The sequence below is a fragment of the Pantanalinema sp. genome (genome assembly GCA_036704125.1).
In the GTDB taxonomy this organism is placed as follows: domain Bacteria; phylum Cyanobacteriota; class Sericytochromatia; order S15B-MN24; family UBA4093; genus JAGIBK01.
Map to the genome: position 1 here is coordinate 18,112 of DATNQI010000008.1, position 24,061 is coordinate 42,172.

21 protein-coding genes are annotated in these 24,061 nt (G+C 69.0%); 9 read left to right on the top strand and 12 right to left on the bottom strand.

Features of this window, described 5'->3' with window-relative positions; translation table 11 throughout:
* The first annotated feature begins 182 nt into the window (after positions 1-182).
* Entirely contained in the window at positions 183-587 is a 405-nt protein-coding gene (locus V6D00_01000) for a hypothetical protein (protein HEY9897732.1), read from the top strand.
* A gap of 59 nt (positions 588-646) precedes the next feature.
* Here V6D00_01000 and V6D00_01005 read toward each other — a convergent pair whose 3' ends face one another.
* Genes V6D00_01005 through V6D00_01045 form a run of 9 tightly spaced genes read right to left on the bottom strand, consistent with a single transcriptional unit; the run spans position 647 to position 11,841 of the window.
* Complete coding sequence (locus V6D00_01005; protein ID HEY9897733.1) at positions 647-1,870, bottom strand: TolC family protein; 1,224 nt, start codon at positions 1,868-1,870, stop codon at positions 647-649.
* Positions 1,871-1,920: 50 nt separating this feature from the next.
* Positions 1,921-2,922 carry a carboxypeptidase regulatory-like domain-containing protein gene (locus tag V6D00_01010; protein ID HEY9897734.1) on the bottom strand — a complete coding sequence of 334 codons (1,002 nt, stop codon included), beginning with the start codon at positions 2,920-2,922 and terminating at the stop codon, positions 1,921-1,923.
* A 21-nt stretch (positions 2,923-2,943) separates the two neighbouring features.
* On the bottom strand, positions 2,944-3,339 hold the full coding sequence (locus V6D00_01015; protein ID HEY9897735.1) for a hypothetical protein: 396 nt from the start codon (positions 3,337-3,339) through the stop codon (positions 2,944-2,946).
* 17 nt (positions 3,340-3,356) lie between these two features.
* Positions 3,357-5,627, bottom strand: coding sequence for an NHLP bacteriocin export ABC transporter permease/ATPase subunit (locus V6D00_01020; GenBank protein ID HEY9897736.1), 2,271 nt, complete (start codon positions 5,625-5,627; stop codon positions 3,357-3,359).
* Positions 5,624-7,831, bottom strand: a complete 2,208-nt coding sequence (locus tag V6D00_01025; GenBank protein ID HEY9897737.1) for an NHLP family bacteriocin export ABC transporter peptidase/permease/ATPase subunit — start codon at positions 7,829-7,831, stop codon at positions 5,624-5,626. The genes V6D00_01020 and V6D00_01025 overlap by 4 nt, the downstream gene beginning before the upstream one ends.
* A complete protein-coding gene (locus V6D00_01030; protein ID HEY9897738.1) occupies positions 7,818-9,086 on the bottom strand; it encodes an NHLP bacteriocin system secretion protein in 1,269 nt (422 codons plus the stop codon). Before V6D00_01030 ends, V6D00_01025 begins: the two co-directional genes overlap by 14 nt.
* On the bottom strand, positions 9,086-9,628 hold the full coding sequence (locus V6D00_01035; protein ID HEY9897739.1) for a cyclic nucleotide-binding domain-containing protein: 543 nt from the start codon (positions 9,626-9,628) through the stop codon (positions 9,086-9,088). The genes V6D00_01030 and V6D00_01035 overlap by 1 nt, the downstream gene beginning before the upstream one ends.
* Before the next feature lie 43 nt (positions 9,629-9,671).
* Positions 9,672-10,580: a GNAT family N-acetyltransferase gene (locus V6D00_01040; protein HEY9897740.1), complete on the bottom strand. Its 909-nt coding sequence runs from the start codon at positions 10,578-10,580 to the stop codon at positions 9,672-9,674.
* Between the two features lies 1 nt (position 10,581).
* Entirely contained in the window at positions 10,582-11,841 is a 1,260-nt protein-coding gene (locus V6D00_01045; GenBank protein HEY9897741.1) for a TCR/Tet family MFS transporter, read from the bottom strand.
* A gap of 175 nt (positions 11,842-12,016) precedes the next feature.
* Here V6D00_01045 and V6D00_01050 point away from each other — a divergent pair, with 175 nt between their 5' ends.
* From V6D00_01050 to V6D00_01085, 8 genes are all read left to right on the top strand, one after another.
* Entirely contained in the window at positions 12,017-12,703 is a 687-nt protein-coding gene (locus V6D00_01050) for a hypothetical protein (GenBank protein HEY9897742.1), read from the top strand.
* A 71-nt stretch (positions 12,704-12,774) separates the two neighbouring features.
* A complete protein-coding gene (locus tag V6D00_01055) occupies positions 12,775-14,364 on the top strand; it encodes an MFS transporter (protein ID HEY9897743.1) in 1,590 nt (529 codons plus the stop codon).
* A gap of 5 nt (positions 14,365-14,369) precedes the next feature.
* Entirely contained in the window at positions 14,370-15,284 is a 915-nt protein-coding gene (gene corA / locus V6D00_01060) for a magnesium/cobalt transporter CorA (protein ID HEY9897744.1), read from the top strand.
* A gap of 134 nt (positions 15,285-15,418) precedes the next feature.
* Positions 15,419-15,649: a FeoA family protein gene (locus V6D00_01065; GenBank protein HEY9897745.1), complete on the top strand. Its 231-nt coding sequence runs from the start codon at positions 15,419-15,421 to the stop codon at positions 15,647-15,649.
* Positions 15,650-15,658: 9 nt separating this feature from the next.
* Positions 15,659-17,683, top strand: a complete 2,025-nt coding sequence (gene feoB / locus V6D00_01070) for a ferrous iron transport protein B (protein HEY9897746.1) — start codon at positions 15,659-15,661, stop codon at positions 17,681-17,683.
* Between the two features lies 1 nt (position 17,684).
* Positions 17,685-17,969: a FeoC-like transcriptional regulator gene (locus V6D00_01075; GenBank protein ID HEY9897747.1), complete on the top strand. Its 285-nt coding sequence runs from the start codon at positions 17,685-17,687 to the stop codon at positions 17,967-17,969.
* Positions 17,970-18,029: 60 nt separating this feature from the next.
* Positions 18,030-19,151 carry a hypothetical protein gene (locus V6D00_01080; GenBank protein ID HEY9897748.1) on the top strand — a complete coding sequence of 374 codons (1,122 nt, stop codon included), beginning with the start codon at positions 18,030-18,032 and terminating at the stop codon, positions 19,149-19,151.
* A gap of 50 nt (positions 19,152-19,201) precedes the next feature.
* Positions 19,202-19,573, top strand: a complete 372-nt coding sequence (locus tag V6D00_01085) for a response regulator (protein HEY9897749.1) — start codon at positions 19,202-19,204, stop codon at positions 19,571-19,573.
* Between the two features lie 60 nt (positions 19,574-19,633).
* Here the strand turns inward: V6D00_01085 and V6D00_01090 are convergent, their stop codons facing one another.
* The 3 genes from V6D00_01090 to V6D00_01100 form a co-directional block, all read right to left on the bottom strand.
* On the bottom strand, positions 19,634-20,305 hold the full coding sequence (locus tag V6D00_01090) for a CAP domain-containing protein (protein HEY9897750.1): 672 nt from the start codon (positions 20,303-20,305) through the stop codon (positions 19,634-19,636).
* Between the two features lie 102 nt (positions 20,306-20,407).
* Positions 20,408-22,297 carry a DUF5939 domain-containing protein gene (locus tag V6D00_01095; protein HEY9897751.1) on the bottom strand — a complete coding sequence of 630 codons (1,890 nt, stop codon included), beginning with the start codon at positions 22,295-22,297 and terminating at the stop codon, positions 20,408-20,410.
* Positions 22,298-22,362: 65 nt separating this feature from the next.
* On the bottom strand, positions 22,363-24,060 hold the full coding sequence (locus V6D00_01100) for a ribonuclease J (GenBank protein HEY9897752.1): 1,698 nt from the start codon (positions 24,058-24,060) through the stop codon (positions 22,363-22,365).
* Position 24,061: the final 1 nt, after the last annotated feature.

Sequence of the window (24,061 nt, forward strand, 5' to 3'; positions counted from 1 at the left end):
GCGCGGCGCCCGAGGGCGAAAAGAGCAGGCAAGCTCCTGAGTCATTCCACGGCCTCGCATCGCTGAAACCTAAGACACCGTGAGGAACCTCACACCCCCTGCGCCACCGCACTCACTTGCAGTAAGTGGCAATCGAGCCGACAATGGCTCCATTGACGCGCCATCACACAAGGAGAATCGATTTGTCGCAGGAAAAGACGCTCGAACAGATGCAAGAAGAGCTGGTGAAGGTCCTGATGCAGGACGAGGCGCTCAAGGCCGAGTTCATCGCCAACCCCAACGCCGTCGCCTCGCGGGTGCTCGGGATCTCGATCCCGTCGTTCGTCAAGCTGATGCCCGTCGAGGTGCCGGCCAACGCCATCCTCGTCCCCCTCCCCGCCCAGACGAGCGAGGACGAGCTGTCGGACCTCGACCTCGAGCTGGTCGCCGGCGGCAAGACCCAGGCCGGCAAGGCCATCAAGATGATGGGGCTTGCGATGGGAGTCGGCTTCTCCTATATCTTCACCGGGGCGAACAGCAGCCAGACCAACAGCGTCAGGAACAAGTTCAGCCAGGCGCACGAGGAACTCGGGTCCCCCCGGCCATAGGGCGCGAGGCCACAAGCAAAGCGTCGAGGCGCCGGCAAATTGCTCGGCGCCTCGACGCTTCAAGGGATCAGCTCCTCGACCTCCAGGCCAAGGGCCTGGGCGAGCCTGAGCTGGGTGGTCTTGACCTCGTAGGATCCCTGGATGTACGAACTCTGCGCTTGGCTCAAGGACGACAGGGCGCTCGTCACCTCGAGGCCCGTGCCCACCCCCGCGTTGAAGCGCACCTTGGCGAGCTTGAGACCCTCGATCGCCGCCTGGAGGCCCTGCTGGGTCACGGCCACGCGCTCCTGGGCCGACTGCAGGGCCTGGGCGGTGGTCTGGATTTCGAGGGCCGCCGTGCGGCGGGTGGCGGCGAGCGAGGCCTCTGCCCGCTCGGCCCCGAACTGGGCTTGGCGAACCTGCGTCGCCGTGCGCCCGCTGTCGAAGAAGTTCCAGGCGAGCGAGGCTGCGATGGTCTGCTGCGTCCCGCCGCCGGGCGCGGTCGTCACGTCGCCCACCGCACTGACGGTGGGCCACGTGGTGCGCGCGCGCTGGCGCGCCGTCTCCACTTGCCCCTCGCGCGCGAGGATCGCCTGCGCCACCTCGGGGCGCCCGTCGAGGGCCTGGGCGATCTGCTCGGGATCGTAGGCCAGGTGCTTGAGCTGGGTCATGGGCTCGACCCTCAGATCCGCCACGGGCCGGCCGAGCTGGCTCTCGAGGGTCTGGCGCGCCTGGCGCAATTGATTGACCGCACGGAGGAAGCCCTCCTGCGCGATCGCCACCGAGGACTGGGCCTGCAGCACCTCGAAGCGCGTGCCCACCTGGCCCTGCGAGCGAAGATCCGCGAGGCACAGCTGGTCCTTGGCCTGTTCGACGTTGATCCGCGCCGCGTCCCGCAAACTCTCGGCCTGAAGGACCGCGATATAGGCGAGCGCCGTGTCGTAGGCTACCTTGCGCTGGGCCCCGCGCCGCTCGACCTCGGCGAGCTGCGCGCCGAGGTCCGCGAGTCGCACCGCCGACGCGGTACGCGCTCCGTCGTAGAGCGGCTGCACCGCGCTGAGCTGGAGCTGGAAGCCGTAGGGGCTCTGGGGCGAGACGGTGCGCAGGGGCACCCCGGTCACGTCTGTCCGGTTGAGCCCCCCCGACAGGGACAGGGTGGGCTGCAGGCCCGTCCGGGCCTCGCGTACCGCCGCCTGCGCCTGGTCGACCCCGAGGCGCGCCGCCTCGATCGAGGGATGGGTGCGGGTGGCGATCGCCACGGCCTCCTTGAGGGTCAGGACCTGCGCCTGGACACTCGGCGCCATCAAGGCCCAAGAAAGGGCGAAGCAGAGTGCTCGCGCGCCATGCCGCCCCTTCATGGCTGGGTCCGCTCGGGCCGGTAGGTCACGCCGATCGAAACGTCGTCGCGATCGATCGTGAGATCCCCGCCCCAGGCCTGGTGGCGGTAGCGGCCTTCGAGGCGCAGCGCAGGCGTGACGGCGTAGCCCAGCCCGATCGCCCCTTCCCACAGGCGCGTGAGCGCCACCGCGTAGGGGGCGCGTGCGGCGTTGAAGGAGAGGGCGGGGTAGTAGGCGAGAGAGCCCAGCAACTCAAGGCGATCGCTCGGCTCCCAGGCGAAGGGCAGCTCGAGACCGAGCCCCCGGCGATCGTGGGCGTAGTCGTAGGGCGTGCCGGAAAGGGCCAAGTTCGCCGCCGCCACGCTGCTGTTCACGAACGACAGGCTCGGCGCGACCTCCCAGCCCCCGCCGCCCAGCGCCTGGCCCAGGCGAAGGCGGTAGGTGCTCTCCTCGGGCGCCGGGCCTGCCGCATCCACGGCAGGCAGCGCCGGCATGGCCACCCCCGCCTTGAAGCGCTCGAACGCACCGCCAAGCAGCCAGGCATCGAGCCGGACATGCCCCGTGAGCGAAAGCTGGTTGTCCAGGGTGCCCGAGAGTCGGTTGCCCGCAAAGGCGCTCGAAAAGGCGCCCGTCTGGTACGCGAGCTGGATCTGGGTGTCGAGTGGGCGCGAGGACGGCTTGGCCGGCAGCGTGGCGAGCAGGGGGCGGTACTGCGGGAGGTAGGCCTCGACCGGCTTCAGAAAGAACTTGCGGGCGCCGGCCACCGGCTTTCGGTCGAGCTGATAGCCCTCGGCCGAGAACACGAGAAATTGCAGCCCATCCGGGGCGAGCGTCAAGCTATAGCGGCCGTTCGCGTCGGTAAAGCCGGCGACGATGGCTCCCTCCTGGCGAACGAAGACATTCGGCAGCGGGCGGCCCTGCGGGTCGAGGACCTGGCCGCTCACGGCCTGCTCGGCGAAAGCGGGCCGGGAGAGAGCGGGAACGAGCAAGAGGGCGGCGAGGAAGGGGCGTGAACTCATGGCAACTGCTCTCTTGGCACTCTAGGGGCGAACCAGGGCGATCTCGGCGAGTCGCACGGCCTTGCCGTCCGCCGCCAGGACCCCGCGAAGCTTGGCGCTCGCGTCGGTCGCGGGGAAGGCCCCCGTGAAGGCGAAGTCCATGGCCGAGCCGGTGCGGATCCCGCTCGTCTCGACGCCCCCCGCAAGCAGGGTGACGGCCTTGGCCTCGCGAACGGGTGCTGGCAAATCGGCGAGCGACAGCGAGATCATGGGCGCCCCGCCGATCGGCTGGCTCATGGTCGCCGTCAGGCTCAGCACGCCCGCCTCGGCCGGGGTCGCCTGCAAGGCGCCCGTCGACTGGCAGCCGACGAGCCCCATGGCGAGCGCGAGGCTCGCAGCCCCCTTCCATCCGAGGGCCCATGGCCGTTTCGTCTGCATCGCGCGCTTCCTTTCCATCAGGTGGTTTGCCTCGTCATGAGGCGCGAGAACATCCCGTCCTCGGCCATGAGCGCCTCGAAGGTGCCTTCCTGCACCACCTGGCCGCCCTCCAGCACGTAGATGCGATCGGCCTGGCGGATGGTGCTGAGGCGATGGGCGATGACGAGCCGCGTCACGTTCAGGCGCTCCAGGCTCTCGCTGACGATGGCCTGGGTCCGGCTGTCCAGGGCGCTGGTGGCCTCGTCGAAGAGCAGGATGCGCGGCTTGAGGGCGAGGGCGCGGGCGATGAGCAGGCGCTGGCGCTGGCCCCCCGAAAGGTTGCCGCCCCCCTCGCTGACCACCGTGTGCATGCCCATGGGCATGGCCGTCACGTCGTCGGCGAAGCCCGCGTGCCGCGCGGCCTCCCACGCCTCCTCCTGGGTGATGAGCGAGCCGTTGGAGATGTTCTCGAAGATCGAGGCGGCCATCAGGCGGCCGTGCTGGAGCACCACCCCCATCTGCCGGCGCACCGCGGGCAGGTCGAGCCCCCTGAGGTCCTGGCCATCCAGGACGATCTGGCCCGCCTCGTACTCCTCGAAGCCGAGCAAGAGCCGGAACAGAGACGACTTGCCGCTGCCCGAGGGGCCCACCAGGGCGACGAACTCGCCGGGGTTGACCGAAAGGCTCACGTCGCGCAGCACGTGCGGCGCGTCGGGGGTGTAGCGGAAGCTGACGTGCTCGAAGGCGATCCGGCCCGTGAGCCGGCCCGGGTCCACCTTGTCGGGTCCCACCTCGGGCAGGGCCTCCAGGATCGGCTTGGCGCGCTCCCAGAGGGTGACGACCTGCATCAGAGAGGTGACCGAGGCACCGACGCCCGTCAGGCCCGCCACGAAGGAGCCGAAGGCCGCGTTAAAGGCGAGGAAGGTGCCCACCGTGATGGCCCCCTGGCCGGGGTCCGCGGCAGCGGCCTTGGCCATGAGGCCGAAGCCGTTGAACATGATGAGGGTACTTGCGATCGGCAGCAGCTCGTCGAAGAGGCTGAGGCGATCCTGGAGGCGCTGGGCCCCGAATTCCAACCGGGTCAAGTCGCTGTAGGTCTTGGCCCACTGGGAGAAGGCCCGGGCCTCGGCCCCGGCGGTACGGATCTTGGCGACCCCGCCGATCAGGCCCACCACCAGGCCGAGAATCTTGCCGCCCTCCTGCATGATCGCCCGGGTCGCCCGCAGCACCAGGACCCCCGAGAGGGTGGTGACGGCGACCGAGACCACCGCCACCCCGAGGGCCACCAGGGCCATCTTCTGGTTGAAGCCGAAGAGCTGGACCAGGCTGACCAGCGAGAAGACGCCCGCGAGCAGGGCCTGGACGGTGGATCCGGTGAGCAGCTGGCGGATCTGGTCGATGGCCGACATGCGCGAGGCGAGCTCGCCGGCCGCGTACTTCCGGAAGAAGGTGAGCTTGAGCTTGAGCAGCCGATCCCAGACAGCGGCCTCGGTGGCCGACTCGGCGAGGGTCTCGGCCCGCAAGAGGGCGACGTTCTGCACCAGCTGGAAGAGGGCCTGAGTCAGGGCCAGCGCCCCGAGGGCGAGGGCCACCTGCGCGACGAGGCTACGCTGGGCGTCGGGGATGGCGTGATCGATCAAGAAGGCCGTCGCCTGGGGCGTGACGAGCCCCAAGAGCGCCACGACCCCCGCCATGAGCATGACCACCGGCATGTCGCGCCGCGAGGCGAGCATCCCGAGGCGCAGGAGATCGAAGGCCTTGACGGCGGTGTCGGGCAGCGGCCGGTAGAACATGGTGGCCTGCGCCCCGAGGCCGCTCGCCACCTCGGCCGTGACGACAACCCGCTCGTCGGCGACCGGGTCGAAGCAGTCGTAGCCCCCCGCCGAGCGCGGCAAGAGCGCCAGAGGGCGGGCTCCGTCGGCGCTCCAGGCGAGCAACGGGCCGTTGTCGCGCCTGAACCAGTCCCCGCGCAAGAGGACGCGGCGGGTGCGGAAGCGCGAGGCCCGCGCGATCGCCTCGATCGGGTCCTTGAGGCGGCCCAGGTCCTCCCAGCGCGCGGGCGGCTTGACGGCGATCCCGAGGGCGACGCCGACCGCGTGGGCCGCGCGGTAGAGGGGGCTGCCGTCCACCGGGGCCTCACCGGGGCGCGTGTCGAGCACCGAGGCGAGCTGAGCGATCGCCTTCTCCATGACCTCCCGGTCGTGACGGTGGCGGCGCACGAAGCGCGCATACGCCTGCTGCTGATCCTGCTCGGCCTGCGCGGCGGGCACCACCCGCTGTTCGGTCTCCACGCGGCGCTCGTCGCTCATGACAGGGCCTCCTCGCGGCTGCTCTGCTCGCTTCTCACCAGCCGCGCATAGGCGCCCTGCTTGGCGATGAGGGCCTCGTGGGTGCCGCGCTCGACGATCCGGCCGTACTCCATGACCACGATCTCGTCGCAGTCGCGCACCGTGCTCAGGCGGTGGGCGACGATGAGGCAGGTGCAGCCGCGGCGGCGCAGGTTGGCGTCGATGAGGCGCTCGGTCTCGGCATCCAGCGCGCTGGTCGCCTCGTCCATCACCAGGATGGCCGGATCGTTGACCAGGGCGCGGGCGATCTCGAGGCGCTGGCGCTGGCCGCCCGACAGATTGACCCCGCCCTCCAGCAGAGGGGAGTCGTACCCCCCGGGCAGCGCCAGGATCACGTCGTGGATGACCGCGTCCTCGCAGGCCTGACGCAAACGCTCGTCGGGCACCGTGGGGTCCCACAGGGTGAGGTTGTCGCGCACCGAGCCCGCGAACAAGGAGATCTCCTGGTCCACCGTGGCGAGCGACTGGGTGAGGACCGACGGCGGGCAATCCTCGCGACGCACCCCATCGAAGCGGATGTCGCCCTCCCAGGGGGAATACAGGCCGCTCACCAGCTTGGCGACGGTGGACTTGCCCGAGCCCGAGCCGCCGACCAGGGCGACCCGCTCTCCCGGCTTGAGCGAGAGCGCGAAATCCGCGATCAGGGGCTCTGCCACCCGGCTGTAACCGAACGTCAGGCCCGCGATGTCCAGAGCCCCCGTCAGGCGGAAGGCATCCGCGCCGGGCAGGGGCTTCTCCCCCGCGGGCACGACGGCCGGATGGTCCAGCACGTCGTCCAGACGGTTCAGGTCGCTGACCAGGTCCTGGATGGCGCTGCCCAGACCGACCAGGCTGTTGATGGGCCCGAGGAAGCTACCGACCATCCCCTGGAACGCCACCAGCATGCCGATGCTGAGGTGGCCCTCCATGACCCGCAGCCCCCCGACGATGAGCAGGGCGGCGGTGGTGAGGGTGGAGAGCAGGGTCGGCACCAGGCTGAGCACCAGGTTCTGGGCGGCGGTCTGCTGGGTCGCCTCCATCACCTTGGCGTCGTAGCCCGCCCAGCGGGTGAAGAAGTCCGCCTCGGCCGCCGAGGCCTTGAGGGTCTCGATGGACTGGAGGCCCGCCATGGCGACCCCCATCTTCTTGCCGTACTCCTGGGCCACCCGCTGGTTGGCCTCGACGCGACGGGCCCCCATCCACTGCAACAGGGCGAGGTTGGCCCCGCCGGAGGCCACCACCAGCCCCGTCAGCACAGGGTCGTAGTGGAACATGAGCGCCCCGTAGAACACGATCATGACCGTGTCGATCACCGAGCTCGCAAGCCGGCCCGAGAGGACGCCGGCCACCTCGTCGTTCATGCCGATACGGCCCGCGACCTCGCCCGCGTAGCGCTGGGAGTAGAAGTCCATGGGCAGATGCAGCAGGTGCTGGAGGAAGCGGCTGGAGTGAACGACCGAAAGCTTCAGCTTGAGGCGGCGCAGGTAGAAGATCCGCAGCTGGGTGAGGCCCGCCTTGAGCACGGCGATCACCAGGATGCCGATGAGCAGGGGGCGCAGCCAGTCATGCATCCCCTGGACCAGGATCTGGTCCACGAAGAGCTGCGAGGCGACCGGCAAGGCGATGCCCGGCACCACCAGCAAGAGGCCCGCGAGCACGCAGTACGCGAGATCCCGGTACGAGCCCGCGAGCCGCACGCGCAGGGCCTGGACGGCGCTCGGCTTCCGGCCGCCCTTCGCGAAGTCGTCGCCGGGCTCGAGGACGAGCACCACCCCGGTGAAGGCCTCGTCGAACTCGGCGAGCGTCACCGCGCGGCGACCGGCCGCGGGGTCGTTCAGGTAGGCGCGCTTGTCGTCCATCCCCTCCACGACCAGGTAGTGGTTGAAGTTCCAGAAGACGATGTACGGAAACGGCAGCTGCTTCACCGTCTCCATGGTCTTCTTGAAGCCCTTGGCCTTGAGGCCGTAGTCCCGGGCCGCCTTGAGGATGTTGCTCGCCTTGCTGCCGTCGCGCGAGACGCCGCACGCGCTTCGCAGCTCACTGAGCGGCACGATCCGGCCGTGGTGGGCGAGGATCATGGCGAGGGCAGCGGCCCCGCACTCCACCGCCTCCAGCTGGATCACGGTGGGGGTCTTGACCCGGCGCACGCGCCGCTTGGAGTGGAGCCAGGACTTAATAGAGGCCACTGCTCGACCTCAGGATCGCGAAGGCCAGGACGATGGGCGGCACCTCCTCGACCGTCACGCGGGCCGCTCCCGTCGTGCCGGTGGTGACGGCGAGCGCCGGACCGTGCGACGAGGACCACTTGAAGCCGCTCTGGTTGGCCGGTTCCCGCTCCAGCTCGGCTTGCACCTCGATCAAGGGGCCGGCCCCCGCGAAGGCGCGGGCGAGCTCGGCGTTACCGAGGGTGTTGACCAGGCCCTGCTCGGTGACCGGGAACGACGAGACCGAGACCACCCGGCCGACGATCCCGCCGAAGCGCTCGCGCTTGACCGTGTCGGGCGTCAGCTGGAGGCGCATCCCGGTACGTACCTTCTTGCCATCGCTGACGGGGAAGTAGGTCACCCCCATGAGGGGGCCGTCGCCATCGCCGCGCGCGAGGCTCGCAATCCGGGTGCCCGGGCCGATCACGTCGCCCACGGCGACCGCCACTTCGAGGATCCGCCCCGCACGCTGGCTGATGACCCGGCCCTGCTGCTTGAGCTGGACCTCGAGAACCGCGCCCGTGGCGCGCATCTCGCGCAGCTGGTGATCGCGCTGGGCCTCGGCTTCGAGGCGCTGCTGGGCGACCGATGTCTTCTTGCCTTCCAGCTCCTTGAGCTGGGCCTCGAGCTCGGCGATGCGGTTGCGGTTCTGGAGGTAGCTCTGTTCGGCTGCGAGCGCCGCGTCCACGCTCACCGCGCGCAGCTGGTTGAGGCGGCGGTTCTCGGAAAGGCGCCGTTCGAGGACCGGATCCAGCGCCCTGGCCTCGCGGATCAGCTGCAGGACGTTGTCGTGCTGCTGGGCGATGGCGCGCAGGGTCTGCTCGGCGAAGGTCGCCTGAAGGGTCGCGATGGAGGCCTGCTGACGCTCCAGCTCGGCGACCCGGGCGCGGTGCTGCCTGAGCTGCTCGGCAAGCTCTGGCTGCTCGACGACGGCGAGCACGTCGCCCGCCTTCACCGCATCCCCCGGGCGCACCCGCAGCTCGCGGATCCGCCCGCCGCCGGTGGCCTGCAGGGACGCGACCTCGTGCGGCCGAACGATCACGCCTTTGGCGTTGACCGTCACCGGCAAGCGCCCGAAGACGCTCCACAGGACCAGCAGGATGATCCCGCCCCCCAGGCACGCGAGCGCGACCCAGCCCTTGGGGCCGACGACCTGCATCAGGAGATCCAGGCGCTCGGGCGACGACAGCCGCTCGAGCGCCTCCTTGCGGAACAGGCGCTGCTGGGCCGAGGACATCAGGCCCCCTTCATCCGCTTGAGGAGCCAGTCGAACCGGGCGCCGGCGAGCGCCGCCTTGTCCAGCACGCCCATGTCCAGCTCGTCCTCGTACTCGGTCTCTTGATCCATGGGGCCGCTCTGACCGTAGCCGAGGCGGCTGACGGTGCTGCGCAGGCGATCCGAAAGGAAGACCGTCAGCGCCCGGTGGAAGCGCGCCGAGAAGGCCATGTCCTGGGCGAGCTTGCGCTCGATCTCGCGGCGGGGCACCGAGAGCACCAGGCCGGGCTCCAGCGCCGTCACCGTGGCGCTCGGCGGGCGCTGATCCACCAGCGACATCTCGCCGACGATCTCGCCGCACCCGAGCTGGGCGACCTCCTTGCCCGAGAGGGCCGCGACCGAGACCCCGAAGCGGCCCTCGAGGATCACGTACACATGGTCGATGGCGCTGGCCTCCTTGATCAGCACCCGCCCCGGCGCGACGGCCTCGCGATCGCCGACCTCCACCAGCCAGTCCACGTCCGAATCGCTGAGTTCGCCGAGGATGAAGAGGACCTTCTTCACGATGTTTCCTTCCGAGTATGACCGGATAAGCAAGCCTTGACGACTATGACAGACGGTTCCTGTTTTCACAAGATAAAGTAAGGCGCTTACGAACCCCGCGCGTCTCGCCGAAGAAGTCCGCGTAGGGCGCCATCCAGCGCGTGGCGAAGGCCGCCATGGCCGGATGGTGGGCGGGAACGGTCCACATGCCCTGCGCGATCCCCAGGCCGTAGGCGCGCCGCATCACCTCGACATAGAGGGGCAGGATGCGCGCGCGGCGCTGCAGGGCAGGGTGGACGTAGCTGCAGGTGTAGCGCAGCACGTCGTCCAACAGGTGGGTGATGAGCCAGCCGACCACCTCGCCCCGGTGCCTCAGGGCCACGCTGGTGGGGCCGTGGCAGCCCTCCTCGAAATCGAAAGGGACGAGATCCGGGGCGATCCAGGCCGTCTCGGCCTGGCTGCGCAGGATCCCCTCGCGCTCGCTCGCGCTCACCTCGCCCCACGCCCCCACGGCGAAGCCGTCCGCGAGCGAAGCCCGCTGGACCCATGGCGCGCGAGCCATGGCGTCGTAATGGGCCCTCACCACCAGCATCCGGCTCTCGGGCGCCTCCCAGCCACCCCGCACGAGCAGGTGCTCGAGCGCGGGGATCGAGGGCTTTCCCGTCAGGTAGACGCCCGTCACCTCGCGCACCCCGGCACCGCTCAAGGCCTCCTCGAGACGCTCGAGCAGCGAGGAGGCGATGCCGCGCCCGCGATGGGCGCGGGGCACGTACAGGGAGCAAAGCTCGGCATGCTCGCCGCGCTCATCGCGCACCGCAAGCGCCAGGCCCGCCGGGATGCCCTCGACTTGAGCCGCGATCGCGACGGCCTCCGGCGCAAGCGGCGCAAGCAGCGGGCGAAAGGCAGGGAAGGTGAGCCCGGAATAGGCCGGCGCCGGCGCAGGACCCAGGCGAGCGTACTCGACCCCGCTCATCCTAGACCGAAACCGGCGCCTGCTCGATGGCCTGGGCCGGAATGCGGTTGAACAGGCGCACCATGTTGAAGAGCGCGATCGCGGTCAGGGCCGCCCCCAGGAAGAAGGCGATGCCCGGCAACTTCACCGGTGCCGACGGCGCGGTGAACTCGGCGAAGAGCTGGTTGGCCACGATGGGGCCCACGATGCCCGTGAGGCTCATGAGGCTGGTGAGAGCCCCCTGGACGGCACCCTGCTCGTCGGGGCCGACCTGCTTGGAGACCATGCCCTGCACCGCGGGCCCCGCGATGCCGGCGATGCTCGCCACCGCGACGATGGCGTACATCATCCAGCCCTGAGTCGCCAGGCCATAGGCGAGGAAGGCGACAGCGGCGAGGGCCAGCCCGAAGAGGATGGCGCGGCGCTCGCCGAGCCGGGGCAGCAGGACCCGGATGAGGCCCCCCTGGACCAGGGCCGCCGAGAGGCCCACCACCGCGAGCGAGATGCCGTTCTCGGTGGGCGACCAGTGGAAGCGGTAGGTCGTGAACAGGACCCAGTTGCTCTGCAGCCCGTTCTGGGCGAGGCCCTGCAGGATCATGGAGACCGCGAGGCCCATGACGATCGGGTGGCGTCGCAAGAGGGCGATCCACGCGACCGGGTTGGCCTGGGCCCAGGTGAAGGCGCGGCGGTTCTCGACGGCGTGGGACTCGGGGACCACGAAGAGGCCGTAGAGGAAGTTCAGCAAAGAGAGGCCGGCGGCCACGAAGAAGGGCATGCGCGGATCGAAGGCACCGAGGAAGCCCCCCAGCGCCGGCCCGATGATGAAGCCGAGGCCGAAGGCGGCCCCCAGCAGGCCGTAGTTCTGGGCCCGGGTCTCGGGGGAGCTCACGTCGGCGATGTAGGTCGAGGCGACCGTGAGGCTCGCGCCGCCCAGGCCCGACATGGTGCGGGCGACGAAGACCCAGGCGAGCGTCGGCGCCAGGCCGAGCGTCAGGTAGCTCAGAGCGGTCAGGAGCAGCGAGCCGAGCAGGATCGGCTTGCGGCCGTAGCGGTCCGAGAGCGCGCCGAGCATGGGCGAGAACAGGAACTGCATCGCGGTATAGCAGGCCGCCAACCCCCCGAAGTAGCGCGACGCCGTGGAGAGGTCCCCGCCCAGGAAGCTCGCCACCAGCTGCGGCATGATGGGGATGATCAGCCCGATCCCCATGATATCGAGCAGCACGGTGATGAAGATGAAGATGAGGCCCGCGCGCTTCGCGGGAGCAGGTGCCTGTGCGTCCATGACCGTCCTTTACTTACCTCGACGCGCCCAACTAACCGACAAGGGCCGGATCTTCTACATAACCGTTCTTCGGGCATTCAGGCAAGTGGAGTTCCCAACGCACCAAGAGCAAGTTAAAATGGATTTAACCTACAATAAATAAAGCCCACCCCCCTCTCAGCTCGAAAGCGATGCCATGACGAAAAAGCTGCTCGCCCTTCTCCCCCTGTTGCTCGCCGGCTGCGGCCTGGCGGGTGCCGGTGGCCCCCTCTCCCAGACGGGCACCGGTGCGCTCAAGGCCAAGCAGGTCGTCGACTTCGAGGCGCTCTACCCCCTCTCGGCCGGCAGCGAATGGCGCTACAGCACCCTCCAGCGCAACGGCGACGGCCCCGAACGCCCCGGCCAGGAGCAGCGCATGACCGTCGTCGAGAGCAACACCGAGGCGGGTGTGACCACCGCGGTCGTGGAGCGCTTCTACGGCGATCGCCAGTCGCCGACGACCCTGGCGGTGCGCTCGGCCACGGGGGTGGTGCTCTCGCGCTACGGCCAGCCGGAGCTCGGCTCGCTGAGCGTCATGAAGTTCCCCCTCGCCGCGGGCGCCAGGTGGGGAGGCCGGATCAAGCCCAACGTCACCGAGACGGTCGCCTACGAGGGCACCGCGTCGGTGACCGTGCCCGCGGGGACCTTCGTCGCCCAGCGCCTCACCCACTACCTGCAGTACCCCGCCGGCAACGTGGACCGGCTGGACTACTGGTACGCCCCGGGCGTCGGGATGGTCAAGGCCGTGGAGGGCCTGACCATCGATCTCGGGCAGGGCCCCAAGCTCAACCAGGTGACCGCCGAGCTCACCTCCTTCAAGCCCGGCACGGCGCGAAGGAAGTAAAAGGCGTTTTCGGCGTAGCGTCGCCGAGCGTTTCGGAGCTTTAATGGGGATCGCCCGACCGGGAGGTCCCCATGTCCGACTCAAGCGCCCCCTTCTGGAGCCCGCTGCGCCACTCCATCTTCCGCCTGCTGTGGATCGCCTCGTTCGCCTCGAACGTGGGCGCCCTGATGCAGAGCGTCGGGGCCTCGTGGCTCATGACGAGCCTCTCGCCCTCCAAGACCGCCCTGGTCCAGACGGCGGTCAACTTGCCGACCTTCCTGCTCGCGCTGCCCGCCGGTGCCCTCGCCGACGTGCTCGACCGCCGCAAGCTGCTCCTGGCCACCCAGTTCTGGATGCTCGTCGTCGCGACCCTGCTCGGGATCATGACCGTGGCCGGGAGCATGACGAGCGGGCTGCTCCTGGCCTTCACCTTCGCGCTGGGGCTCGGGGCCGCCCTCAACGGGCCCGCATGGCAGGCGATCATCCCTGAGCTGGTCCCGCGCAACGAGCTCGGCGCGGCGGTCGCGCTCAACAGCGCGGGCTTCAACCTCGCGCGGTCGGTGGGGCCCGCCCTCGGGGGGGTGGTCGTCGCCGTCGCGGGGCCCGGCTTCACCTTCCTGCTGAACGCCGCCTCCTTCCTGGGGGTGCTGTACGTCCTCTTCGCCTGGCAGCGGCGGCCCGAGCCGAGCGTGCTTCCTGCCGAGAGGGTCTGGGGGGCCATGGCGGCGGGGGTGCGCTACGTGCGTCACTCACCGGCCATCCAGGCGGTGCTGCTGCGCAACGGCACGTTCGTGCTCGGGGCGAGCGCGCTCTGGGCCCTGCTGCCGCTCATCGCCCGCTTCGAGCTCCGGCTCGGGCCGAGCGGCTACGGGATCCTGCTCGGCTGCATCGGGGGCGGCGCGGTGCTCGGGGCGACCGTGATGCCGCGACTCAAGCGCGCCCTCCCGAGCTCCCTCACGCTGATCCTCGCCCCCGCGCTCTACGCGCTGGGCATGAGCGTACCGGCATGGACGGGCAACTTCTGGGCGGTGTGCGGGGGCATGCTGGGATCAGGGGTCGGCTGGCTGGTCTTCCTGTCGCTCTGCAACACGGCGATCCAGGTCTCGGTGCCCGCCTGGGTCCGGGGCCGGGCACTCGCGGTCAACCTGCTCGCCGTCTTCGGCAGCCTGGCCCTGGGCAGCGCGGTGTGGGGGGCCCTCGCCGAGCGCTGGGGCCTGGCGGCGACCCTGTGGGGCGCGTGCCTCTGGATCGTCGCCATGGTCGCTTTGACCCACCGCTTCGAGATCCCCACCGGCGAGGGGCTCGACCTCGAACCCGCGCGCCACTGGCAGCACCCGGTCGTTGCCCACGACGTGGCCCTCGAGCACGGCCCGGTCTTCGTCTTCGTCGAGTACCGGATCGACCCGACCGAGACCGAGGCCTTCGCCGAGGCCATGGCCGCCCTGCGCCGGATCCGGCTTCGGGACGGGGCAATTCGCTGGAACCTCTTCAAAGACACGGCGGATCCGGGTAGGATGGTCGAGTCCTTCGTCCTGGAGTCCTGGGTCGAGCACCTGCGTCAGCACGAGCGAGTCACCGTGAGCGATCGTGCCGTCGAGGAACGGGCAAGAACCTTCCACCGGGGCCCCTTGCCGCCCGCCGTCTCTCACTTCATCGCCGAACCCCCTCCGACCAGAGCCTGAGCCCAATGCCCATCAAGATCGTCTCCCACAAGGACCTCACCTGGTACGACATCTCGCACCCGACCCGCCACGACATCGACTGGCTGGAGGAGAACTTCTCCTTCCACCCACTCGACTTCGAGGACGTGGTCTCGCGCCTGCAGCGGCCCAAGCTCGACGAGTACGACGATTACCTGTTCGTCGTCCTTCACTTCCCGGTCTTCGACAAGCAGCAGCAGGTGACCCAGCCGGCCGAGATCGACATCTTCGTCGGCGAGGGCTTCCTCATCACCATCCACGTCAGCAAGATCTGGCCGCTCGAGCGCTTCTTCGAGGCCTGCGAGGGCTCCGAGAAGGTCCGCGAGGACGACATGGGGCTGGGATCGGGCCATCTGCTCTACCGCGTGATGGACAAGCTGGTCGACAACTTCTTCCCCATCGCCTACAAGATCGAGCGCAACGTGCAGGCCATCGAGGATGAGATCTTCGAGCAGTCGGGCCGCGAGACCGTCGAGAAGATCTCGCTCTTGCGCCGCGACATCATCGCCTACCGCCGCATCGTCAAGCCGCTCATCCCCGTGATCTCGCGCCTCGAGTACGTCAAGAGCCGCCTCATCGGCGAGGAGCTCGAGCTGTACTTCTCGGACATCGGCGACGCGCTCGCGCGCCTCTGGGACATGCTCGAGGACCAGAAGGGCATCATCGAGTCGCTCAACGACACCTACGACTCGCTGACCACCCACCGCACCAACGAGGTGATCCGCGCCCTGACCGTCATCTCGGTCATCATGCTGCCCCTGACCCTGCTGTCGGGCATCTACGGCATGAACGTCCACCTGCCCATCGGCGACTGGCCCTTCGCCTTCGAGGCGGTCATCGGCATGATGGTCCTCCTGGCCACCCTGATGGTCGGCTTCTTCCGCCACAAGAAGTGGATCTAAGCGGGGATCCCCGCCCGAAACCCTTCCCACGAGAGGGCCAGGGGATTTGACAAAGGCCCCGGCCTCCGCTAAGCTACTAAGAGTTGAGAACTATTCTCAATTGCAGGTGCCGGATTCTCGATGGGAAGGTCGCCATGGTCGCCAAGCTCAGCCAGCTCGCCCCGGGTCAAAGCGCGCGGATCGTCTCGGTCGGAGGCTGCGGCCCCACCCGCCGCCGGATGCTCGATCTGGGCCTGGTGGCGGGCACCGATATCTCGGCGGTGCGCACCGCGCCGCTCAACGATCCGGTCGAGTACGCGGTCCGCGGGTACCACCTGGCCATGCGGCGGCGCGACGCCGAGGCCATCGCCGTGGAGCTCTTGTAGAACGTGGCCGTGACCTCCGAAATACCCCAGGCCGCCAAGCCCCTCGCCACCGTCGCGCTGGCGGGCAACCCCAACGTCGGCAAGAGCACCCTCTTCAACGCCCTGACCGGCATGCACCAGCACGTGGGCAACTGGTCGGGCAAGACCGTCGCGCGCATGGAGGGCACCCACCGGATCGCGGATCGCACCCTTCGCATCATCGACCTGCCCGGCACCTACAGCCTCAGCGCCCTCTCCCCCGAGGAGCTCATCGCCCGCGAGTTCATCGCCCAGGAGCGCCCCGACGTGGTCGTCAACCTGGTGGATGCCGCCAACCTCGAGCGCAACCTGTACCTGACGCTCCAGCTCCTGGAGCTGACCGACAAGGTGGTGGTGGTCCTCAACCTGATGGACATCGCCGAGGCCAAGGGGATCGCCATCGACATCGCGGCCCTGGAGGCCCGCCTTGGCGTGCCGGTCGTGCCCATGGTGGCCGAGCGCCGGACGGGCAAGGACGAGACCATCTCGATCGTCCAGCGCCTGCTCGATGGCGAATACCCCACGCGCCCCTTGCGCGCCACCCTTCCGCGCCCCGTCGCCGAGGCGATCGCCCAGGTCGCCGCCAGGCTCGATCCCTCCGCCCTCGGCGGCTTCGACCCCCAGTGGTTCGCGCGCAAGCTGCTCGAGGGCGACGCGGCAATCGGCGAGCTGGCGGCCAGCCGCCCCTCGCTCGCCGACGCCGCCTCGCTCGCCGAGCGCCTGCGGCGCACCCCCGAGCTCGAGGACCTGGAGGCCGAGGTGATCGGCGCCCAGTATGGCCTCCTGGCCGAGGTCATGGCCGAGGTCGTCACCCGCAGCACCGGCGCCGAGGACTGGACCGACCGCATCGACCGGGTGGTGACCCACCGCCTGTGGGGCCTGCCCATCACGGTGCTGGTCTTCGGGCTCATGTTCTTCATCACCTTCTCGCTGGCGACGCCCATCAACGACTGGTTCGGCGGGATCCTCGACCAGGGCGGCGGCCTCATCCGTGGCTTCCTCACGGCGATGGGCGCCCCGAGCGTCGCCGGCGACTTCGCCGTGGACGGCCTGTGGGCGGGCTTCGCGACCGTGGCGGGCTTCTTTCCGGTCATCGCCATCTTCTTCACCCTCTTCGCCATCCTGGAGGACTCGGGCTACCTCGCCCGCGCCGCCTTCGTGGTCGATCGCCTCATGGGCTCCTTCGGCCTGCACGGCCGCAGCTTCCTTCCCCTGCTGATGGGCTTCGGCTGCAACGTGCCCGCGGTCATGGCCGCCCGCATCGTGGACAACCGCGCCGACCGGCTTCTGACCATCCTGGTCAACCCCCTCATGCTCTGCCAGGCGCGCCTGGTGCTGTTCGTCTTCTTCGTGGGGACCTTCTTCACCGGCCTCAAGGCGACGCTCGCCATGCTCTCGCTCTACGTCATCAGCGTGGGGCTGGTGCTCCTCATCAGCCTGGCCTTCAAGAAGACCCTGTTCCCCGGCGAGCCCTCGCCCTTCATCATGGAGCTGCCCCCCTACCACCGCCCCATCGCGCGCAACGTGCTCGCCCACGCCTGGCGCTCGGCCGGAGGATTCCTGCGCCGCGCCGCCGGCCAGATCACCCTGATGACCGGCGCCATCTGGATCTTCACCCACGTTCCCGCGGGCACCATCGAGCAGTCGATCGCGGGCATCGTGGGCCACGCCCTGGCCCCTATCGGGGTGCCCATGGGCTTCGACTGGCGCCTCCTGGTCAGCCTGGTCGGCGGCTTCCTCGCCAAGGAAGGCGCGCTCGCCTCGCTCGCCGTCATCTACGGGGTGGGGGAGGACGGCCTGGGCGGCGTGCTGCGGCAGAACCTGTCGCCGCTCGCGGCCTACGCGTTCATGGTCGTGAGCCTGGTCTACATCCCCTGCTACTCGACCCTGGTCGCCATCTGGCGCGAGACCCTCAGCGTGAAGTGGACCGCCTTCTCGGCCACCTACGGCCTCGTGCTCGCCTTCGTGCTCGGCACGCTCATCTACCAGGTGGGGCGCCTGCTGGGGCTCGGCTAGCATGCTAAAGGAGCTGCTCGGAGCCATTCGCAACGCCCCGACCTCCTCGAACCTCGAGCTGAGGATCATGCTGGGGCTGAGCCGCGAAACCTACGAGCAGCTCCTCGCTCACCTGATCCGCATGGGCTACGTCGAGGCGCAGGCCCTCGAGGTTGCCGACGCCTCGTGCGCCTCGGGGAGCTGCGCCTCTTGCCCCATCGCATGCCAGAGCAGCCCGGCCATGGGCCCGCGGAACCTGGTGGTCACCGCCAAGGGCGATCGCTACCTCGCAAAACCATCTCCTTGACACAATACTCAAAAGATAATATTTATATCAAAACAACATCAGAAAAATAGGAGGTAACCCATGGCGAAGCCTCGTCGTCTCCTCCTGCCCGTCTTGCTCATGCTGCAAGCGCTCAGCGGCTGCCTGTCCATCCCCGGTGGCACGTCGCAGCCCGTCGCCTCCGCGCCGGGTTCGGGATCATCCTCCCAGGGGCCCGCGCCGACCTCCATGGTCAGCGCCTGGCGCTTCAAGCCCACCCCCCAGGACGAGCCCCGCGGCGTCTGCACGGCCTCCGGCAGCGCGGAGATCTACTTCACCACGCGCTACGGCGTCACCGTCCTGAAGCCGAACGGCGCCTCGCGGGGCTACGTCGAGGCGCGGCGCCTCGACGGCCACCGCTTCGCGATCGGCGCGCCGCTCGCCAGCCCGGACGGTGGTTCGATCTTCTTCAGCGACTGGCAGCAACTCGTCTACCTGGGCCTCTTCTCGCTCGACACCGGCTCGCGCGACCTCACCAAGGTGCCCTTCGACCAGGACAGCCCCATCGCGGTCGATGCCCACATCGGCATCACCGCCCAGGCGGCCCTCTCGAAGGACGGCTCGCGCGTCTACCTGCCGAGCGGAGATCTCTACGTCTACGATCTCAAGACCGGCAAGCGCGCGGAGCGTCACGACATGGGGGGGCAGGCCAGGCAGATCGCGCGCCTCGATGACGAGCGCTTCCTGGTCAACCTGACCCAGGAAGGCGACGTCCGGGGCTCGCTCGCCATGTTCCGCGCCTCGGGCGACACCGGCGAGATCGTGGACTACCCCCATCCGATCCACGCGATCGCCGCGCGGCAGGACTGGGCCGTGGGGATCGCCAAGCTCTCCGACGACACCTTCCAGCTGGTCGAGGTGCAGGCCACCGCGGGCGACTCGCTCGCGTTCAAGGCCGGCCCCACCTTCGCCCTCACCGGCGACAACGAAGCGCTCGAACTGAGCCTGGCCATGCGCCCGGCCAAGCAACAAGTGGCGATCGGCCGCACCGGGCCCTACCCCTACGGCGAGACCAAGCTCGTCGACGCGAAGGACGGGGCGATCGCGACGGCCGATACCAGGGACGTCGCCGGCCTCGCCTTCTCGCCGGATGGTCAGGCCCTCTACGTCGCGCACACCCTGTATCCGACCATCAGTTGCCTCGAGGCGTTCATCGTGCCCTGAGGCCGGGTATATGATCGCTTGCCTACCGTTTTTCCCACTGAGGCACGCGAATGCTCACGATCGTGGTCTGCTCCCCATCGGCCATCCTGCGGCGGAACCTCACCGCCAGCCTCGATCGCCATGGCCACCGCGTGCTGAACACCGACAGCAGCATCTCGCTGGTCTCGGCCTGCCTGACCCGCAAGGTGGATCTGGCGCTGGTGGACTCGGACCTGGAATACCTCTCGACCATCGACGCGATCCGGTGCCTCAAGTGCACCCCGGCCACCCACCACATCCCCCTGGTCGCCATGGTCCACGATTCGTCCCAGCTTTCGGCGTTCATCAAGGCCGGCGCGAGTCATGCCATCACCAAGCCCGTCGAGATCGCGAAGCTCATCAGCTGGGTCGAGCACCAGCAGCTCAAGCACGCCCGCGCCTGAACCAAGCTCGCTCAGTTCGTGAAGACCTGGGTCTTGTAGGCCCGCTCCTGAGGTATGGCCTCAGTTCGTGAACACCTGAGTGTAGAAGATCGCCCCGTCCGACGAACGCTTGTAGGTACCCACCCCGATGCGCCCGTAGCGCGTGTTGAGGATGTTCGCCTTGTGGCCCGAGCTGTTCATCCAGGCCGTCATCACCTGCTGGGGCGACTGGGAGATCGGGTAGCTGTTGTAGGCGATGTTCTCGCCGGCGGTCGTGTACGAGAAGCCCATCTCCTTGAGCATGTCGAAGACCTTCTTGCCGTCGGGCGTGACGTGGTCGAAGTAGTTGCGCTTGACCATGTCCTCGCTGCGGCTGCGCGCCAGCGCGTTGAGGGTGGGATCCGAGACCAGGGCCCTGGCCCCCACCTTGGCGCGCTCGGCGTTGGTCTGCTGGAAGACGATCCCCTCGGCTCCTGCAAGATCGCTCGCCGGCGCCACCGGCGTCGCGACGGGCGCCGGAGTGGCGATAGGAGCAGGGGTATTGCCGGGCTGCGGGATGGGCGTCACCACGGGTGCCGGCGTCCGGCCGGGAGTGGGCCTGCCGGCCTCGACGCCGCCCGAGCCGCCGCCGAGGTTGGCGGGGTTCGTCGTGATGCTCGGGGTCATGGCCTCGGGGATCATGCCGAGCGGAACGCTCGCGCAGCCCGTCACCAGCAAGAGTCCCCCCACCGCAACCTGGTTGAATAGACGCACCAAAGGAAACCTCCTGTCTGTACGTCAGTCAGGATAATTCTCGGATGCGAACGGGGGATGAGCGCCCGATGACGCCGGGATGAAGAAGGAATGAGCGATCGACTAGGTCCGCGCGCCGGTGAAGAGGCGCAGCTTGCCTTCAGCGATGCCCTGGGCGTCCGGCACGATGCGGGTCAGCTCGTAGCTCGCGCTCAGGCCCTTGAGGGCCACCTCGAAGCGCTCGACCCTGCCCTGGGACAGCTCGGCGAGCAGGCCCTGCGCGCCGGGGTCCGAGAGGACCGAGGGCGAGAGAACCACGTCGTCTCCTGCCGCCTCGTTCTGGACCCGGGCGGCCATGTTGACGGTGGTCCCGAAGTAATCCAGCCGGTCGTTGAGGTTGACCGCGATGCACGGCCCCACGTGGGCCCCCAGCTTCACGACGATGGGGGCCGCCTTCTCGGGGTGGGTCGCGTTGTAGCGCGCGACCGACGCCTGGATCTCGAAGGCGGCGCGCACGCAGTCCGCCACGTCGTAGAACGAAGCCATGACAGCGTCGCCAACGGTCTTGACCACCGAGCCGTTGTTGGCGGCGATCGCCTCCTCCAGGATCCGGAAGTGGGCCTGCACCAGCGAGAAGGCGGTGGCATCCCCCAGCTGCTCGTACATGGCCGTGGAGCTCTTGAGGTCGGTGAACATGATGGCGACCCGGGCCACGCCGAGCTCGAGCCCCGGGGCGAGGACCTCGGCCGAGAACAGGCTTCGGAACTCCTGGAGGGTGCTCACGTAGGCGCCGGTGACCACGTCGTCCGCCCAGGCGGTGCGCTCGAGGCAGACCTGCACCGGCTCGTCGGTCTCGAGGCGCAAGCGCAGGACGGCGTGGTCCTGGTCCAACGTCAAGGGGGCGAAGCCCTCCGGGGTGATCCTGACGAGCTGCGTGGCGCCGGGATCGCTGGCCTCGTCGCACAGGACGACGCTCAGCTGGTTGGGCACCTGGGGGCTGCGCAGGCGGTACGCGCCGGGAGGCAGCGCGAGCGTCACCTCCCGGGGAACGCCGGGCTCCAGCAGGGCCTGGAAGACCACGTGAGGCATCCAGGCCGGCCCCCCCATACAGAAGAACTTGCGCTCGACCTTGCGCAGGCCCGGGCTGGGACGGAAGCTCAGCTCGACCGACTGACCGAAGTCCGCGTCGATGCGGACGTTGCAGGCGTCGCAGTGGGACTGGGCGTTGAGCTGCGAGAGGGTGGAGACGCGCTCGCGCGGGCCGCGACAGGCGGGGCACAGGAGGTCCCACGTGAGTTCGAGCAGGCCCAATCGGGTGGCGTGCAGGAAGAGCTTGAGCACCTCGCGCCGCTCGACGCCCCACTCCTTGGCGAGGGCGAAGGGGCGCAGCTTGTCGAGCGCGGACTCCGGGCCGGTCAGGACGTAGGCCACCAGGCGCTCGACCAGTGGGCGTTCAAAGCCGAGGCCCGCAAGCTCGGCGGCGATCGCCTGTCCCCGATCCGTCTGGAGGTCGGTGGGCGTTGCAGCGGGCAAGAGGCGCTCCAGCGGGCGATCCCCGCGCAGGACCTCGGCGAGGATGCCCATGGCCCTTTCGAACTGGCGCAAGGCCTCGCTGGTGTAGACGCGTGCAAGGGGCTTGATCAAGGCATGACGCGGGGAACAGGCGACGGCGATGACCACCCGGGTGCCGGCGCCGTCGGGCTCGAGCGTCACCTCGAGGCCGAACTCCCGGAAGGGCCCGCCGCGGAACGCTCGCCGCACGCTGAAGCCCTTGCCCTCGATCCACTGATAGGGCGAATCGTCCCACGTGAAGGAGAGGGGGCCCACCATGCCGCAGGCATGACGCCTGAGGCCGCCACGGGGGTTGGGCGTGAAGGCGTAGCGCACCGCAGGCAGGCCCATGATCTGGTTGATCAGGTCGGTGTTGGAGAGCAGCGGCCAGACGCGCTCGATCGGGGCGTCGAAGCGGCATGAAAGCCGCTGGAACAAGGCATCGAGTTGCGGTCGGTTCAAGGCGAAGCCCCCTTTGCTGGATCCTGCTGCTTGAACCAACTTACCTCGCCCGGCCCGGGTCTAATCTAGCGACCGTTCCTGGCGACCTGCACCATGGACAGGATCACCGGCCGGCGACGGACCCGCTCGTACAGGAACTTCCCGAGGTCCTCGCTGATGGCCGTCCGCAGGGCGCTCGAGGCGGTCCGCCCCTCGCTGCGGCAGCGCTCCAGCGCGCCGACCACGGCCTCCTTGGCCTCGTCGGCCATGGCGTCAAGCTCGGCGGCGAAGAGGAAGCCCTGGCTCAGCAGTTCGGGCCCGTCCACCAGGTAGCCGTCCTCGTCCACCGTGACGACGGTCGAGACGACGCCCTCCTGGCCGAGCTTCTGGCGATCGCGCATGACCGTGGCGCCCAGGCCCGTGATGCGGCCGCCGTCGACGAGCACCGGCTCGGCGTTGAACTGGCCGACCACCTTGCCGCGCTCTTGATCGAAGGCGATGATGTCGCCGTTCTCGAGGATGAAGACGTGATCGGCCGGCACCCCGGTCGCGATGGCCAGCTCGCCGTGCTTGGTGAGCTGGCGGGTCTCGCCGTGGATGGGGATGAAGTACCTGGGCTTGGTCAGCACCAGCATCAGGCCCAGCTCCTCGCGGCTGGCGTGGCCCGAGACGTGCTTGAGGGCGCCGGGCGCGTTGGAGCGGTTGGTGTCGTAGACGACCCGCGCGCCGCGCTGGAAGAGGGTGTTGATGACGCGGCTGACGGCGCGCTCGTTGCCCGGGATGGGGATGGCCGAGAGGATGATGGTGTCGCCCGCGATCACGCTGATGTGCTTGTGGGCGTGCTGGGCGATGCGGGTCAGGCCGCTGGTGGGCTCGCCCTGCGAGCCCGTGCTGATGAGGCAGACCTCCTCGTGAGGCAGGGCGTTGATCTTGTCGATGGGCAGGATCAGGTCGTCGGGCACGTTGAGGAAGCCGTGCTTCTTGGCGTGCTCGGCCATCTTCTGGAGCGAGCGGCCGATGAGCGCGACCTTGCGGTTGTACTTCATGGCCAGCGAGCAGATGGACTGCACCCGGTGGACGCTCGAGGCGAAGGTCGCCACGATCACCCGGTTCTTGGCGGTGGCGAAGGAGGCGTCGAGGCCCAGCTCGACCAGGCGCTCGCTGGGGGTGAAGCCCTCGCGGGTGGCGTTGGTCGAGTCCGACATGAGGACCAGGACCCCCTCCTCGCCCATCTGGGCGAAGCGGTGGAAGTCGAAGAACTGCCCGTCGACGGGCGTCTGGTCCATCTTGAAGTCGCCGGTGTAGATGAGGGTGCCGGCCGCCGTGTGGACGGCGATCGCGCAGGCGTCGGGGATGGAGTGGGTGACCCGCACGAACTCGACGGTGCAGCCGCCGGCCGCGAGGCGATCGCGCGGGTGGACCACCTGCATGGGGACCTTGCCGCGCAGGGTGGGGTGCTCCTTGAGCTTGGCCTCGATGATGCTCGAGGTCAAGGGCGTGGCGTAGACCGTGGGCATCGGATCGAGCAGCTTCAGCAGATAGGGCAGGCCGCCGATGTGGTCCTCGTGGCCGTGGGAGATGTAGATCCCGCGCAGCTTGTCCTGGTGCTTGACCACGTAGGAGTAGTCGGGCAGGACGTAGTCGATGCCGTACATCTCCTCGCTGGGGAAGGCGAAACCGCAGTCCAAGACGATGAGGTCGTCGTCGGTCTCGACGGCCCACATGTTCTTGCCGATCTCGCCAAGCCCGCCGAGCGGCAGAACGCGGACGTTAGGGTGAGTCAAT

Coding starts and splice junctions, on each gene's coding strand:
- V6D00_01080 (HEY9897748.1), top strand. CDS start 18,030: ATGGCGAAGCCTCGTCGTCTCCTCCTGCCCGTCTTGCTCATGCTGCAA.
- V6D00_01005 (HEY9897733.1), bottom strand. CDS start 1,870: ATGGCGCCGAGTGTCCAGGCGCAGGTCCTGACCCTCAAGGAGGCCGTG.
- V6D00_01065 (HEY9897745.1), top strand. CDS start 15,419: ATGGTCGCCAAGCTCAGCCAGCTCGCCCCGGGTCAAAGCGCGCGGATC.
- V6D00_01040 (HEY9897740.1), bottom strand. CDS start 10,580: ATGAGCGGGGTCGAGTACGCTCGCCTGGGTCCTGCGCCGGCGCCGGCC.
- V6D00_01030 (HEY9897738.1), bottom strand. CDS start 9,086: ATGTCCTCGGCCCAGCAGCGCCTGTTCCGCAAGGAGGCGCTCGAGCGG.
- V6D00_01085 (HEY9897749.1), top strand. CDS start 19,202: ATGCTCACGATCGTGGTCTGCTCCCCATCGGCCATCCTGCGGCGGAAC.
- V6D00_01020 (HEY9897736.1), bottom strand. CDS start 5,627: ATGAGCGACGAGCGCCGCGTGGAGACCGAACAGCGGGTGGTGCCCGCC.
- corA (HEY9897744.1), top strand. CDS start 14,370: ATGCCCATCAAGATCGTCTCCCACAAGGACCTCACCTGGTACGACATC.
- V6D00_01075 (HEY9897747.1), top strand. CDS start 17,685: ATGCTAAAGGAGCTGCTCGGAGCCATTCGCAACGCCCCGACCTCCTCG.
- V6D00_01050 (HEY9897742.1), top strand. CDS start 12,017: ATGACGAAAAAGCTGCTCGCCCTTCTCCCCCTGTTGCTCGCCGGCTGC.
- V6D00_01045 (HEY9897741.1), bottom strand. CDS start 11,841: ATGGACGCACAGGCACCTGCTCCCGCGAAGCGCGCGGGCCTCATCTTC.
- V6D00_01055 (HEY9897743.1), top strand. CDS start 12,775: ATGTCCGACTCAAGCGCCCCCTTCTGGAGCCCGCTGCGCCACTCCATC.
- V6D00_01015 (HEY9897735.1), bottom strand. CDS start 3,339: ATGCAGACGAAACGGCCATGGGCCCTCGGATGGAAGGGGGCTGCGAGC.
- V6D00_01010 (HEY9897734.1), bottom strand. CDS start 2,922: ATGAGTTCACGCCCCTTCCTCGCCGCCCTCTTGCTCGTTCCCGCTCTC.